The following is a 14,534-nucleotide window of genomic DNA, read 5'->3' as shown; positions in this document are numbered from 1 at the left end:
CAATACTATTCTCAACTATCCCAAAATGCATCTTTAATATAAGTAAGTTTTGAATGCGTGTTATTCGTTACAGCTACTACGTCGAATCTCACTTCACCACTATATGCATGTTTCAATATATAGGCTTGCGCTGCCCGAATCAGTCGCCGTTGCTTGCGCACATCTACAAATTCATAAGGCTCACCAAAATCTGTCGTCGATCGTGTTTTCACCTCCACGAATACCAGGGTACTCCCATCCATGACGATCAAATCTACTTCTAAATTCTTAAATCGCCAATTTCTTAACATTATTTTATAGCCCATCTCGATCAGGTATTCCATAGCCAACTTTTCGCCCTGTATTCCTATTTCAAGATGTTTCGCCATATTATCCGGATTACTTTACAATCGTATTTCCCAAAAATCCCCCCAAAAGACGCTCCGCCTCTTTGAGTTTTTGATACTTAAAGATAAGCACTTCCAGATTAGCAACATCCTGCTCTTGCTTCATTTCTTCACGAATATGATGCATTTCAGCGCCGATCTTTTGCTTTTTTATCCGATAGATAGCCTCTACGACCAATTGTTTGAGATGCTCATACTCTTGAGTCACATAGATCTTGCGTTTATCGTCATTCCAATTTTCACTGAGTGAATATTTCGTCGCCACGCAATTGATCGCCAGCTCGGAAACTGCAGCATCAGCATTGGAGTAAAATAATTTTGCATCGGGGATTTCATAATTTTCAGCAGCATCCCGATAAGCTTTCAGAATAAATGCAGCGCCCTTATCTTTGAATTCAATATCGCTGATATTACCCAGCAAGACACCCGCAACCGGAATGTCGCCATCCCCTTCCCAGGTCGCCAGGTAATCACCATAGTTGATCAGGATACGGACGATCTCACGTTCCTGCAGGATCTCAGCAGTAAGCTGTGTAGGCTGCTCCGTAGCCTCCATGGCCGGCACACCTCCACGCTCATCTTCTGTCATAAAGAAATCAGGCGGCGGGCCATCCATTCCAAAAGACGGCATTCCCGTGTTTGCAGGGGTATTTTGGGCCTTGCGAGAGGCATCCTTATCGGCTTTTTTTGCCTTATTCAGCCTTATCTTGTTGAGCTCGGCAAGCAAAATACGCTCCTCAATATCCAATAAGCTGCTACATTCCCGAATAAAAACAGAGACTTTAATCTCATCCGGGATCAAAGCGATACTTTCAACAACATCGCGTATCACTTCGGCCCTTTTGATGGGATCGTTGTTGGCATCGCGAAGTAAAATATTGGTCTTATAGAAGATAAAATCCTGCTGATGGGATTTCACATATTCCTTAAAGGCTGTGGCTCCATATGTTTGCACATAGGAATCGGGGTCATTCCCATCCGGGAAGAGCAATACCTTTACATTTAACCCTTCTTCCAGCAACATATCGGTACCACGCAATGAGGCTTTTATACCAGCTTCATCTCCATCATAGAGTATGGTTACATTTTTGGTAAATCTGGAAATCAATTTAATCTGACCAGTGGTCAGCGAGGTTCCCGAGGAAGAAACCACATTTTCAACACCGGCCTGATGTACAGATAGAACATCCGCATAGCCCTCAACGAGATAGCAATTGTCCTCTTCCATGATTGCCTTCTTGGCAAAATTCAACCCATAGAGTACATCTGACTTATGATAGATCTCACTTTCGGGTGAGTTTACATATTTGGCGACCTTCTTATCCGTTTTTAGCGTACGTCCACCAAACCCGATAATACGTCCGGTCAAGTTATGAATAGGGAACATGACACGCCCCCTGAAGCGATCGTAGAGCGATTTATCGTCACGTTCAATAGCAAGTCCACTTGCAGCCAGGTAATCCGGATGGAAGCCTGCTTCCTGTGCCTTATCCACCAATGCCGTCCACTCTTCGGGTGAATAGCCTAGTTCGAATTTCTTGATGATATCCTCACGGTATCCCCGCTCTTTGAAATAGTTGAGTCCGATGACCTGCCCCATTTCACTTTTCCAGAGCTGTTCTACGAAAAATTTACCTGCCCAGGCACTCAAGACATAAAGACTTTCTCTTTTATCCTGTGCAGCGAGCTGTGCTGGAGACCGTTCAACCTCTTCAATCTCAATGGAATATTTATCAGCCAGATAACGAATCGCTTCGGGATAGGAGAACTTTTCCAGTTCCATCACAAATTTGAGGGAATCCCCTCCTACACCACAGCCAAAACATTTGTAGATACCTTTTGAGACAGAAACGTGGAATGATGGTGTTTTTTCGTGGTGAAATGGACAATTCCCGATCAATGAGGTACCACGCTTCTTTAAATCAACGAAGTCACCCACCACTTCCTCTATCCGTGCCGTTTCCAGTACTTTGTCAATAACGTCTTGCTTTATCAAAATCGTGCTCCTATTTTTAATGTAAAATTAGTATAAATCTGATAGATTTTAGTCCAGATCCAATTATTTATGCTGGCCCTTCGCTGTACAATTAAACAGCTCAAAAAGATATTTACACCCAACTAAACCGCCCACTTCAGTTCTTATACCTTCAGAATGAGCCAGACAAAGGCTGTGATGGAACCTCTATGCTACAATAACGTCTTGTTTTTATACTTTCGAAATGAAATATTGACTTTTATCGACAAAAAACAATTTCGAATTCTTTACATTTGTTGTTCAATTTATAGCTGATTAAGATAATCAAAATGAGTAAAACTATCAAGAAAATATGCTGTATAGGAGCTGGTTACGTGGGTGGGCCAACAATGTCGGTTGTTGCGAAACAATGTCCTCATATTGAGATTACCATTGTTGATATGAATGCCGAGCGTATTGGAGCATGGAATGATGAAAACCTAGAAAACCTTCCTGTTTACGAACCGGGCCTCCAAGAAATCGTTGCTGAAGCGAGGGGACGCAATTTGTTTTTCTCAACCGATATCAACAAGGCTATTGATGAGGCCGAGATGATTTTTATTTCGGTCAATACCCCAACCAAGAATTACGGAAAAGGAAAGGGGATGGCTGCGGATTTAAAATATATCGAGCTATGCGCTCGTCAAATCGCTTCAGTCGCCAAAGATGATAAGATTGTTGTCGAAAAATCCACTCTTCCGGTACGTACAGCTGCTGCATTGAAAAGTATCCTTGACAATACCGGTAACGGTGTGAATTTTCATATTTTATCAAATCCTGAATTCCTCGCCGAAGGGACGGCAATACAGGATTTGATCAATCCGGACCGTGTACTTATCGGCGGTGAAAATGAAGAAGCAATTGCAGCATTAGTGAATATCTATGCGCATTGGGTAGATCAAAGCAAAATCTTGACGACAAATCTGTGGTCTTCTGAGCTTTCTAAATTGACCGCTAACGCTTTTCTGGCGCAACGGGTTTCTTCTATTAACTCAATTTCTGCTCTTTGTGAGAAAACGGGTGCCAATGTTGATGAGGTATCCAAAGCTATTGGTATGGATACACGTATTGGCGCTAAGTTTTTAAAAGCATCGGTTGGTTTCGGGGGGTCATGTTTTCAGAAAGACATTCTCAACCTCGTCTATATCGCACGCAGTTATGGGCTTACGGAAGTCGCTGAATACTGGGATCAGGTTATTTTAATGAATGATTATCAAAAGCAGCGTTTTGCTGACAATATTATCCAGACATTGTACAATACGGTATCAGGAAAAAAGATTGCTTTTTTGGGCTGGGCGTTTAAAAAAGATACCAATGACACTCGTGAATCCGCAGCGATCTACGTTGCCGATTATCTATTAAATGAGCAGGCGGAAATTACAGTGTATGATCCAAAAGTGTCTGCTGAACGTATTTACGCTGACTTGGATTATCTGAACACGCGTTCATCGGAAGAAAATAGACTCTTGGTCAAAGTTGTCGATACACCTTATGAAGCCTGTGACGACGCACACGCTGTTGCCATATTAACAGAATGGGATGAATTCAAAAGCTATGACTGGAAGAAGATCAAGGATCAGATGAAGAAACCTGCCTTTGTATTTGATGGGCGGAAACTATTGAATCGGAAACAGCTTGAAGATCTCGATTTTAAATATTATGCGATAGGCGAATAACCGCATCACGAGATAAAGTAGAACCCTCAGTAGCTATCTGTATGTTCATACGGATATCACTGAGGGTTTTGTTTGTGCCTGTTGGCAACGCATAAGGAAAGAGAGATGAAACACAAGCGAAGCAACAGGACTTTTTATCTTAATTGTTTAACATGCCATAAAATTCATTCATGTAATACGATTCTTGTAGCGCGTCCCTAAAGTTGTGCCATTGCTCTTCATCAAACGAGAAAACAATGTCAGGATAAGGGGTCTTCATAATCAAGCGAAATTCACCATCCGGGAATGAACTGAAGAAAAGTTCGTCACCATTACTCTTAATGATGGTCAGAAAATCGAAAAACTTATTCTGTGTAAATGTCAGTACAAAACTTTGCTGCCAGATATAATATGTTCTGCACTTATGGCAAACACTAATGTGGGTATCTCCGCGTTGACTTAGAATCTTGGTATCACACATACTATACACATTTATTTAGACTCATTATAAATAATATCCAAATGTAAGCATTGTTTTTAGAATAACAAGTATGAAAACAAAAAAAGGAGATATATTTTCATATATCTCCTTTTTTTGTTTTCTAGTGGATTAATTCAACCCTCTTTTTTTCAATAAATATTTCGGATCTGGGTCTGCTCCTCTAAAGGTACGGTACATTTTTGCCGGATCATCTGTGCCTCCTTTTTCGAGGACGTTCTTACGGAATGAATCCGCTGTTGCTTTATCATACAAAGATTTCTCTTTGAAGGCTGCAAAAGCATCTGAATCCAACACTTCCGACCAGATATAAGCATAATATCCTGCTGAATAACCTCCAGCAAAGATATGCTGAAAATAAGTACTTCTATAACGCGGGATAATTGCGTCAATAATACCTATTTTCTTCATGGCTGCTTTTTCAAATCCATTGACATCTTTCGAAATTTCCTTGGTTGTCGCATGGTAATCCATATCCAACAATGCTGCTGAAAGGTATTCCACTGTTGCAAAGCCTTGGTCAAAAGTACCTGCTTTTTCCATTTTCTGGATCAATGAATCTGGCATGGCCTCTTTGGTTTTAAAATGTTTTGCATAGGTCTTTAATACCTCTGGATCTGCTGCCCAATTTTCCATGATCTGTGATGGCAATTCTACAAAGTCACGTGGTACGGAAGTACCAGCCATTGATCTGTATTTGACATTAGAAAGTAGTCCATGTAAAGCATGTCCAAATTCATGAAATAGCGTAGTCGCTTCATCAAATGTCAGCAATGCAGGGTTCTTACCAACAGGTTTTGTGAAATTACATACAATAGAAATTACCGGAGCAACGCGTTTGCCATCTTTTGTGGATTGATCACGGTAAGATGTCATCCAGGCACCACCACGTTTAGATTCACGCGGAAAGAAGTCTGCATACAAAAGTCCCAGATGTGAACCATCTTTGTCTTTCACTTCGTACACCTCGACTTCTTTATGATAAGTTGGTACATTGTTGAGGGCAACAAATGTCAAACCATATAGTTTGTTTGCTACTGCAAAAGCGCCTTCACGTACTGTTGGTAAGCTCAAATAAGGTTTGATCTCATCTTCGTCCAGTGCAAAGCGTTTTTTGCGTATAATCTCTGTATAATATCTCCAATCGTATGGCGCAACCGCAAAAGTACCACCTTCGCCTTTAATCTCTTTTGCGATATCTGCCTCTTCGCCTTTCGCTTTCGCCAAAGCCGGTGTCCATAACTTATTCAATAAAGCATATACATTTTCAGGTGTCTTAGCCATAGATTCCTCCAAGACATAGGCCGCATGCGATTTATAGCCCAATAGCTTCGCTTTTTGAAGGCGAAGGTTGACGATTTTCCGAATGATTTCTTTGTTATCATTTGTGTTATCGTGGTTCCCGCGCATTTGATATGCTTCCCAGATCTGCTTTCTCAGTTCCCGATTTTTGGCATATTGCAGGAAAGGCATGATCGAAGGATTCTGTAAGGTAAATACCCATTTATCTTTTTTACCTTTGGCAACAGCTTCCTCGGCAGCTGCAGTTTTTAATGACTCAGGTAGGCCTTCCAATTGACTCGCTGAATCAACAACAAGTTGGTAGGCATTGGTTTCAGCCAATAGATTCTGTCCGAACTGTGTTGTCAATGTCGAAAGTTCGGCATTGATCTTTTTCATTTTTTCTTTATCCGCATCTTTTAGGTTTGCGCCAGAACGCACAAAGCTCTTATAAGTCTCTTCTAGGAGCTTGTTGTCTTGGGCGTCCAGACCAAGTGTGTTACGGCTATTCCAAACTTCCTTGATTTTATCAAACAATTTGGAGTTCATCGAGATCTCATCCGAATGACTAGACAATATTGGGGCTAGATCTTTTGCGATTGCCTGAATGCTATCGTTAGTGTTTGCACTGTTGAGATTATGAAATACAGTAGATACATTATTTAGCAAGCTTCCAGCATTTTCAAGGGCTACTATCGTATTTTGGAAAGTCGCTTTATCAGAGTTATTGACAATGGAGTCAATTTCCAAATTATGCACTTTTATTGCCTCCTCAAAGGCAGGCCTGAAATGTTCGGTTTTGATCTTGTCAAATGGTGGAACATTAAAGGGTGTTTCATAGGCTAACAAAAGAGGATTATCTGTCATCATTTTTTTTTCCTCACAACCAACAATTGCAGTTGCCACTATCATTAAAAATGGCAAAAGTTGTCTTTTCTTCATATCGTCTGATTATTCATGATTTTTTTTCAAAGATAATAAAATTAGGCAAATACGGGAGTCCCGCTTCTTTGGATCACAAGCGACCGAAAAAACGTCATCCTATTGTAAAACAAAAACTTATTCGTAACCTTGTTAAAAATAATCTGTCAATTTGGGTAAAAATATTTAAATGAGCGCTATTAACCGTTTCTTTTGGAGATGTGCAGGTGCACATCAAGAAACTCTTGAAAAGTATCCGGAGGAGCATAGTAAGTACACAGCCATAGGTGCTACTATTTTTTTTACCGGATTGTTTGCCAGTCTTTCTGGCGGCTATGCGATGTATTTTGTGTTTAGTGGGGGAACACTGGACTGGTTCCTTGCAATCGTATTTGGTATCATTTGGGGCTTAGCGATTTTCAACATGGATCGCTATATCGTACTGAGTATCAACAAATCAAAAAGTGGCTGGATGCAACTCTTGCAGGCGCTACCTCGTATTCTCTTGGCTATTTTAATTGGTTTAGTTATTTCTCGGCCTTTGGAACTGAAAATTTTTGACAAGGAAATCCGTGAGAATTTACGTGTACGTTTTCTCGCTGACCAACGTGCAAAAATTGATACCCTGAACAGTACATTCAATAAAAAATACAGCAATGAGGTCAATCAACTAAAAGCCATAAGTGTAGAACGTGATTCACTGGAATCAGGTATCAAGACCGATCGCACCAAATTGAATTATGAAATCTATGGTAATAAAACCACGGAGACATCGGGTGTGATGGGTTATGGTCCTTATGCTAAAATGAAGGAAGAAGAACTCAAAAAGAAAGAAGCTTATCTGGACACGCTGCGTAATAAGATAGCAGCACAACAAAATGCTATCCGTCAAAAGCAAAAATTTGAAGGAATCCTGGATCAAAAGGTTTTGTCCAATGCCTCGCTGGACAGTGCTGTCAACGTCGCAGGTTTTGCTGATCGCAATTCAGCGCTAGGTAATCTACGCTATGATGCCAATGGAAAAGTCAATGAATCCAATGCGAATGCGGTATTTTTTATCGCGCTACTCTTTGTCTTTTTAGAATGTCTTCCTGTCATTGTCAAACTGTTGGCCGGACGTGATCCTTATGACAATGAAATCCAAAATCTAAGAACCTTACATGATTACGAATCAGATACCAATCTTGTTGTCGAGAAAGAGGCTGTTGATCGTCTCAAGGATACTTACGTCGATGTTTCGATCAATAAACGCATGAAAGAACTGTAGGGAGTTATTAGTATTGAGTAGTTAGTAGTGAGTATTGAGACGTTGGTGGGGCAAGCCTTCGGCTTATGTTATATAAGTGAGTTGGCTTTATCTATTAGTATTGAGATATGAGTATTGAGTATTGAGACTTTAGTGAGTTCAAGCCTTCGGCTTACGACCTTAGCTTGAGGATTGAAGAGCTTATCTGCAAGAAGCCTAGCGTTTTTATGACCAGCTCTTCAATCTTTGTTGTTATGCCTGCAGAACCTGCCGGACAGGTAGGACTTCATTATTCGTCCTCGTCCAGAAATTTAGCATCGATCTGTTTATTTGCTTTTGCTCCCAATCGTTTCAGCTTCTCCACTTTCCCGATGACATTTCCGGCACCAGTAGAAAGCTTTTTGGTGGCATCCTCATGGCTTTTCAGCGCACGCTCCAGCTGATTTTGAACCTGCTCCATATCTGTCAGGAAGCTCACAAATTTATCGTACAAACTTCCTGCTTCTTTAGCAATTTCAATGACATTGCGTGTCTGGCGCTCTTGCTTCCAGATACTCGCGATGGTACGCAATGTCGCCAGCAACGTCGAAGGGCTAACGATAACGACCTTACGATCCCAAGCATCGCTGAATAGATCTGGTTTTTCTGCGACAGACATACTCAATGCAGATTCGATCGGCATAAACAACAAGACAAATTCGGGCGATTCTATCCCATACAACTCATGATAGTTTTTGGCGGAAAGTTCCTTCACGTGATTTTCAACGGACTGTACATGTTGTTTCGCGAAAATCGCACGGTCTTCATCAGTCTCAGCATTTACCCAACGCTCGTAAGCGATCAAGGAGACTTTAGAATCCACAATCAGATGTTTATCTTCGGGAAGGTCAATAATCGCATCGGGCTGCATTCTCCGTCCTTCAGCATCCATTAAAGAAACCTGTAACCTAAACTCACGGTCTTTCATCAGTCCCGAACGCTCTAGGACTCGTTCCAAAATCACTTCACCCCAATTCCCCTGCTTTTTTGTATCTCCTTTTAAAGCTTTGGTAAGACTATTGGCTTCATCTTTAATCTTGAGACTTTGTTCGACCAACTGCAACACGACGCCTTTCAGGGAATTTCGTTCGGCCGCTTCCTGATTATAATTTTTATCTACCTTCTCTTCAAACAGCTTGATTTTCTCCTTGAGCGGATCTAGGATCAGTCCAAGTGAGCGGTGGTTTGTTTCGGTAAATTTCTGAGTTTTCTCTTCCAATATTTTATTGGCGATAACCTGAAATTCATTGTTAAACTGCCTTTTTATTTCGGCAATTTCATTTTTTTGCTCCTGAAATTTATCCATTTGGGCCTCATAGAATGAACGTGTGCTTTCCAGCGAACGCTCAGCAACCAATACACTCTCACGCTCCTTGTCCAATTCATCTCTTAGTATTAAACGTTCTTCCAGCAAACTTTGCTCTCGTTGTTGGGAACGCGCCAGCTCTATTTTCAATGCCTCTACTTCTTTATTCTGGCCCACATCCATAGCAGGAGCGCCATTTCTTTTCAACACCAATATGATCAAAATGACCAACAACAAGACAATTCCTGCAAAGAAAAATATTTCCATGATTTATATTTTACGAGAATAGCAGCTTCTTACCTGTCGTGACAGAACATCTGCTATCAAATTTGATTAATGTTAAGTTTACTTGTCAACAGCAGTATACAATAGTCTTTGTTGACTGATCATACCACTACTGACTGATGAATTTATGCAGCTGCAATTGTGTAATGCTTTCATCAATCCAATACCGCTTTAATTTAGACATTGCATTAAGACACAAGCAAGATATTGCGTTATTCTGATTTACTGCAACTTCTGATGGGTTTTCCACCATAGATCGGGCATCTCCCCAGAAACGGCCATTTGGTAATCTTCATAACGGCATGGCACAAGGTAGTACCTTTCGTTGACAGATTTTGATCCAAAATAAGGCACTTGTATCCACCAGCGGTCTGATTTTTTGCTTTTCACAAAAACCAATTCATGTTCTTCATTTTCAAGTGTGGTACGGTAGATGATATAAGATGATTTAGGATACAACGGTGTATCCTGCTTGCGATTATAATAACCGTCGATAAAACACCAGATCATTTGAGAAACCAACATTGCGGTCTGTTCCATGGGATCAAATGTAGGGTTCAATTCGTAGAAACCAATAGAAGTACATTTGTCCGACATGCCTGCATAACGTGCAAGCTGACAGGCTTCGTCTCCGTACAAGCCATTTGGAATCGCATTGGCATTGCCCGGTGCCTCTGATGCCCGTATGGCGCCGATATCGAAACTGATCAAGTCAGCAGCCCGGATAAGCGGTTCAGACTGGTCCATTTTACCCGCGATCATTCCCACGCGGGTTGCATTGAAAAACAATTTGTCGTACATATTGATGGACTCTTTGCTGACGAGGTAGGTCTGATAAGCAATGGAATTCAGGTTAAACAGATAATCGGGCTGATGCAAAATAATGTGATTGACATAAGACCGAGAGTTTAGGCTGACATTTTCAGCTTCCTCCTGATTGAGATCGAAACGCGAATCCACAATAGCCAATTCGATCTTCCGTTCCAAATTCTGGTAGCCTAGGTATTGTGCATAGGTCAGATCCTGTCCGCCACCGATAATAATCGGGAGAATATTCGTCTTTACTAATTCTTCTACCACCGATTTCAAGGCCACGTAGGTATCCTGAATAGTATTACCTGCTTTTATATTCCCCAGATCGACAATATTTATCTTATAGTCCCCTTGATACAAGGTATAAAGGTGTTTGCGTACCGCATCCGGAGCTTTATCTGTTCCATTATTATTGACCGATGCCCGATCCTCCTGTACACCGATAATAGCCAATTGAGGTTGTTCATTTTCCTCCCAAGTGGGAAAATCTGTTTCATAAGCCTGAATCACATTCCCTAATTGGGAATTTAAGAAACCATGCTCTGGAGAGATACTTGCAATTGAAATCGGGCTAAAGAATACGGACAATGATGACATAAGCTATAATTTGTTTAAAACATCTTATTTTTTCGGGATGCAACTCACACAAATATCCATTTATTAACTAACTTTTGAAAACATTATTTTTAACAGTATCTTTATCAAGTGATATTAATAACAGGAGGAACAGGTTTTTTAGGATCTACATTGATCAAACAATTGATCGATCAAGGAATTGACGTCATTGCGACCAAGAGAGCTCAATCGATTATTCCAGCCAGCCTGTTATCTTCTTCGTTGATTCAGTGGATTGATGCAGACATCAACCATTATTTTGAACTGGAAGACGCGCTGGAAGGCGTAACGAAAGTGTATCACTGCGCGGCACTGGTCTCCTATCAGAAGAAAGATGCTAAATCACTCTTTAAGGTCAATGTAGAAGGAACAGCAAATATTGTCAACCTTTGCCTGGAGAAAAACATCCGTCTACTTCATGTTAGTTCAATCGCCGCATTGGGCACCAACAAAGACAACTTACCGATATCTGAAAAAGACCATTGGGAGCATAGCCCCACTACCTCCAACTATTCGCTGTCTAAATATCAGGCGGAAATGGAGGTTTGGCGCGGTATTACGGAGGGACTGGATGCTGTTATCGTAAACCCTTCGGTGATATTGGGGGCGGCAGCCAAAGACAAAGGATCTGGAGCCATATTCTCAATGATCAATAAGGGATTGAAATTTTATCCGAAAGGGAGTGTCGGCATCGTCGATGTTGAGGATGTCGCGTCAATTATGATCCAATTGATGGAAAAGGGCGAGATTACCGCTGAACGCTATATTATCAATCACCTCAACATTCCCAATAAAGATCTGCTCAGTGTCGCCAGCGTCCTGATGAACAAGCCCGAACCCACGATTGAAGTCTCCGAGACTCTTCTTCAGATCGCATCCACTGTTTCTAGCATGCTCGCTGTCTTCAAGAAATCGGACTCTTCGCTGACCAAAGAAACGGCAGCAGCGTCAAGTGCCAAATTACAGTACTCCAATGCGAAGGTACAGTCACTCTTGAACCACAGTTATCGCCCGTTGGAACAGACATTAAAAGAAATTGCAAATTTGTACAGCAAACAGTAAAAACAATATAAAATATTAAACAACCGAACCCTGAACCCGTCATGAGCTTACCAAACTATCCGATTCAAAATAAAGCCTGCGTGTTTATGATTGTTTCATTTGCTAAACAGTATCCCGATGAAACCATCAAAAGCTCCAATTGCTTGCCAAGGAAATGACAGTTTGCCCATGATCGCTTCATCGCCATTAAAAAACAAATAATTAAGATGAAACCATCATGGTTAACTAAATCACAGTTCGATAGTAATAAGTATCCTCATGATAGATTCATCACCACTAAAAAACAAATAATTACGATGAAAAACTATTACATCATTGATTTTGATAGTACATTTACCCAAGTAGAAGCGCTCGATGAGCTCGCCCGGATCTCACTCGAAAATCATCCTGATCGCGAATCTATCTACAATGAAATTGAACGATACACCAATCTTGCCATGGAGGGAAAACTCTCTTTCCGTGAAGCCTTGGCCGGTCGTGTGAAATTACTAAACGCGAACAAAAGCCACCTGGATAAATTGGTATCTCACCTCAAGAAAAAGGTTTCAACGTCTTTCTCACGTAATCGTGAATTTTTCAAAAAACATTCGGATACGGCCTGGATTGTTTCCGGAGGATTTAAGGAATTTATCACCCCTGTGGTGACTCCTTATCATATCAAAACCGAAAATATCTACGCGAACACATTTAGATTCGATGCGGAAGGCAATATCATTGGCTTTGATGAAGATAATCCCCTATCCACTGAAGGCGGAAAAGTACAGCTCCTAAAACAACTAAATATCGAGGGGCGGCTTTTTGGCATTGGCGATGGTTATTCGGATTTCCAATTGAAAGAATCGGGTTTAATCGAAAAGTTCTTTGCCTTCACCGAGAACATCCAACGTAAAAGTGTCACTGAAAAAGCGGATTTTATTACGCCAAGCTTCGATGAATTCTTATATGTAAATGATCTACCCCGTGCGATCTCTTACCCTAAAAACCGTATCCTTTGTCTCATTGTCGGGGATGTTCCGGAGATTGCTGCCCATATTCTAAAAAGAGATGGTTTCTCAATCCGTACAAAAGAGACTTTCGAAGAAAAATATATAAAAGATGTTGGCATGCTTTTGCTAGGCGACAATATCGACATCACTGATGAACAGCTTCAACAGGCAGATAAATTAAAAACAATCGGTTATCTGGGCGACATCAAGGGGCATATCAATAAAGATATCTGCAACGCCAAGGGAATTGTCGTCTTTGATGATAAGAAAAGTAAAAAGAAAAATTCGGAATTTATACCACGTCGTATGGCCGAATTTATCAACAATGGTGACACTTATCTCAGCCGCAATTTCCCGAATCTGGTATTACCGAAAGTAAAACAGGTGACAAGATTACTGCATATCCATAAAAACGTACCTGGTATCATGGCCCAAATCAATAAGGTCTATGCACAAAACAACATCAATATTGTTGCACAATTTTTAATGACCAGGAGCGATATTGGCTATGCCGTTACAGATATTCAGGGCGAATATGATAAAGATCTATTGAAGCAATTGAAGCAGATTGACAATACGATCAAATTTAGAATATTGTATTAACAATCAACCAGCTGATCTATGCGGTAGAGTCTGGATGATACTTCCCGTCTACCTAATTTTAGGTCGCTGATAAAGTATGGATAAGGGAGCAAGGATAACAGACTATTAGCTGAACAATCAGTAGTCTTTCATCTTTGCTCTTTCATCGCTAATAACAAGATCATTTTACGTAAACATTATGTCTCTACATCAAGATGCCGAGCTAAAGAAAGCTGTCCTTGAGTTACCTCAAAAAGAAAAAGACAAATTACTTGTCCGTCTGATCAGTAAGGACAAAATGCTGATGAAACAATTGCATTTTCAATTGTTGGAGAACGAGTATGATTTGGAGGAACGTATTGATAAATTGCGCAAGCAATTAGCTCAATTATTTGACATCGGAACAAGTCAGATTGGCAATACTCCGCATCATAGTAATTTTATCGCGCTGAGCAAGCTGGTCAAGCAGGCAAGTGGTCTGGTGAACGAGCATGAGAAAGTCACCAAAGACAAAACCAGTGAAGCTGAATTCCGTTTTTATATCTTACAGCGGGTCATAGGCGACTATGAACGACTATTTGATTCGTCTTATCAATCGGCAGCCCATAAATTGCATAAATATATCACAGGCCGTATTAAACATGCTGTCGGCAAATATGATAAACTTCATGAGGACTTTCAGTTCGATTATCGGGAAGATTTTCAAAACGCACTACATGCTTTTGGTAATACAACATTAAAAAGCTATATTAGTGAACAGCGAATCGAGCTTGACCTGAATTAATTATGAGAAACAGCAAAAACCGTGTTAAAATTGGATCTTATCGTGTCACAGCCTACGAGC

The 14,534-nt window shown here is 40.7% G+C and carries 11 protein-coding genes; 5 read left to right on the top strand and 6 right to left on the bottom strand.

What is annotated here, in order from left to right; all coding sequences use genetic code 11:
• Positions 1-11: 11 nt before the first annotated feature.
• Together LC454_RS08565 and dnaG are read right to left on the bottom strand one after the other, a co-directional pair.
• On the bottom strand, positions 12-368 hold the full coding sequence (locus LC454_RS08565; protein ID WP_223581481.1) for a YraN family protein: 357 nt from the start codon (positions 366-368) through the stop codon (positions 12-14).
• Positions 369-378: 10 nt separating this feature from the next.
• Positions 379-2,382, bottom strand: coding sequence for a DNA primase (dnaG, locus tag LC454_RS08560; protein ID WP_223581479.1), 2,004 nt, complete (start codon positions 2,380-2,382; stop codon positions 379-381).
• A 308-nt stretch (positions 2,383-2,690) separates the two neighbouring features.
• On the opposite strand from dnaG, the gene LC454_RS08555 reads away from it, so the two are divergent.
• Positions 2,691-4,076 (top strand): nucleotide sugar dehydrogenase, encoded by a 1,386-nt coding sequence (locus tag LC454_RS08555; protein WP_223581477.1) that lies wholly within the window; start codon positions 2,691-2,693, stop codon positions 4,074-4,076.
• Between the two features lie 139 nt (positions 4,077-4,215).
• Here LC454_RS08555 and LC454_RS08550 read toward each other — a convergent pair whose 3' ends face one another.
• Both LC454_RS08550 and LC454_RS08545 read right to left on the bottom strand, forming a co-directional pair.
• Positions 4,216-4,536 carry a hypothetical protein gene (locus LC454_RS08550; protein ID WP_223581476.1) on the bottom strand — a complete coding sequence of 107 codons (321 nt, stop codon included), beginning with the start codon at positions 4,534-4,536 and terminating at the stop codon, positions 4,216-4,218.
• 129 nt (positions 4,537-4,665) lie between these two features.
• On the bottom strand, positions 4,666-6,777 hold the full coding sequence (locus tag LC454_RS08545) for a M3 family metallopeptidase (RefSeq protein WP_223581474.1): 2,112 nt from the start codon (positions 6,775-6,777) through the stop codon (positions 4,666-4,668).
• 169 nt (positions 6,778-6,946) lie between these two features.
• Here LC454_RS08545 and LC454_RS08540 point away from each other — a divergent pair, with 169 nt between their 5' ends.
• Entirely contained in the window at positions 6,947-8,023 is a 1,077-nt protein-coding gene (locus LC454_RS08540; protein WP_223581472.1) for a DUF4407 domain-containing protein, read from the top strand.
• A 268-nt stretch (positions 8,024-8,291) separates the two neighbouring features.
• On the opposite strand, the gene rmuC is transcribed toward LC454_RS08540, so the two are convergent.
• Both rmuC and LC454_RS08530 read right to left on the bottom strand, forming a co-directional pair.
• Positions 8,292-9,614 (bottom strand): DNA recombination protein RmuC, encoded by a 1,323-nt coding sequence (gene rmuC / locus LC454_RS08535; RefSeq protein ID WP_223581470.1) that lies wholly within the window; start codon positions 9,612-9,614, stop codon positions 8,292-8,294.
• Between the two features lie 240 nt (positions 9,615-9,854).
• Positions 9,855-11,042, bottom strand: coding sequence for a formimidoylglutamase (locus LC454_RS08530; RefSeq protein ID WP_223581469.1), 1,188 nt, complete (start codon positions 11,040-11,042; stop codon positions 9,855-9,857).
• Between the two features lie 108 nt (positions 11,043-11,150).
• Between LC454_RS08530 and LC454_RS08525 the strand changes: the two genes are divergently transcribed.
• The 3 genes from LC454_RS08525 to LC454_RS08515 all read left to right on the top strand — a co-directional run bounded on the left by LC454_RS08525 (position 11,151) and on the right by LC454_RS08515 (position 14,474).
• Positions 11,151-12,122 carry an NAD-dependent epimerase/dehydratase family protein gene (locus LC454_RS08525; RefSeq protein WP_223581467.1) on the top strand — a complete coding sequence of 324 codons (972 nt, stop codon included), beginning with the start codon at positions 11,151-11,153 and terminating at the stop codon, positions 12,120-12,122.
• Between the two features lie 296 nt (positions 12,123-12,418).
• Positions 12,419-13,711, top strand: a complete 1,293-nt coding sequence (locus LC454_RS08520; protein ID WP_223581465.1) for an HAD-IB family phosphatase — start codon at positions 12,419-12,421, stop codon at positions 13,709-13,711.
• Positions 13,712-13,889: 178 nt separating this feature from the next.
• A complete protein-coding gene (locus LC454_RS08515) occupies positions 13,890-14,474 on the top strand; it encodes a hypothetical protein (protein ID WP_223581463.1) in 585 nt (194 codons plus the stop codon).
• The last annotated feature ends 60 nt before the right edge of the window (positions 14,475-14,534 follow it).

This window comes from Sphingobacterium sp. GVS05A (assembly GCF_019969845.1).
GTDB lineage: Bacteria > Bacteroidota > Bacteroidia > Sphingobacteriales > Sphingobacteriaceae > Sphingobacterium.
The sequence above is the reverse complement of the archived record's forward strand: the minus strand, read 5'-3'. Positions and strand labels throughout refer to the sequence as shown.

Bases quoted from the DNA above. Each gene is read 5' to 3' on its own strand.
- LC454_RS08565 (WP_223581481.1), bottom strand. From the start codon at position 368: ATGGCGAAACATCTTGAAATAGGAATACAGGGCGAAAAGTTGGCTATG.
- LC454_RS08555 (WP_223581477.1), top strand. From the start codon at position 2,691: ATGAGTAAAACTATCAAGAAAATATGCTGTATAGGAGCTGGTTACGTG.
- LC454_RS08550 (WP_223581476.1), bottom strand. From the start codon at position 4,536: ATGTGTGATACCAAGATTCTAAGTCAACGCGGAGATACCCACATTAGT.
- LC454_RS08545 (WP_223581474.1), bottom strand. From the start codon at position 6,777: ATGAAGAAAAGACAACTTTTGCCATTTTTAATGATAGTGGCAACTGCA.
- LC454_RS08540 (WP_223581472.1), top strand. From the start codon at position 6,947: ATGAGCGCTATTAACCGTTTCTTTTGGAGATGTGCAGGTGCACATCAA.
- rmuC (WP_223581470.1), bottom strand. From the start codon at position 9,614: ATGGAAATATTTTTCTTTGCAGGAATTGTCTTGTTGTTGGTCATTTTG.
- LC454_RS08530 (WP_223581469.1), bottom strand. From the start codon at position 11,042: ATGTCATCATTGTCCGTATTCTTTAGCCCGATTTCAATTGCAAGTATC.
- LC454_RS08520 (WP_223581465.1), top strand. From the start codon at position 12,419: ATGAAAAACTATTACATCATTGATTTTGATAGTACATTTACCCAAGTA.
- LC454_RS08515 (WP_223581463.1), top strand. From the start codon at position 13,890: ATGTCTCTACATCAAGATGCCGAGCTAAAGAAAGCTGTCCTTGAGTTA.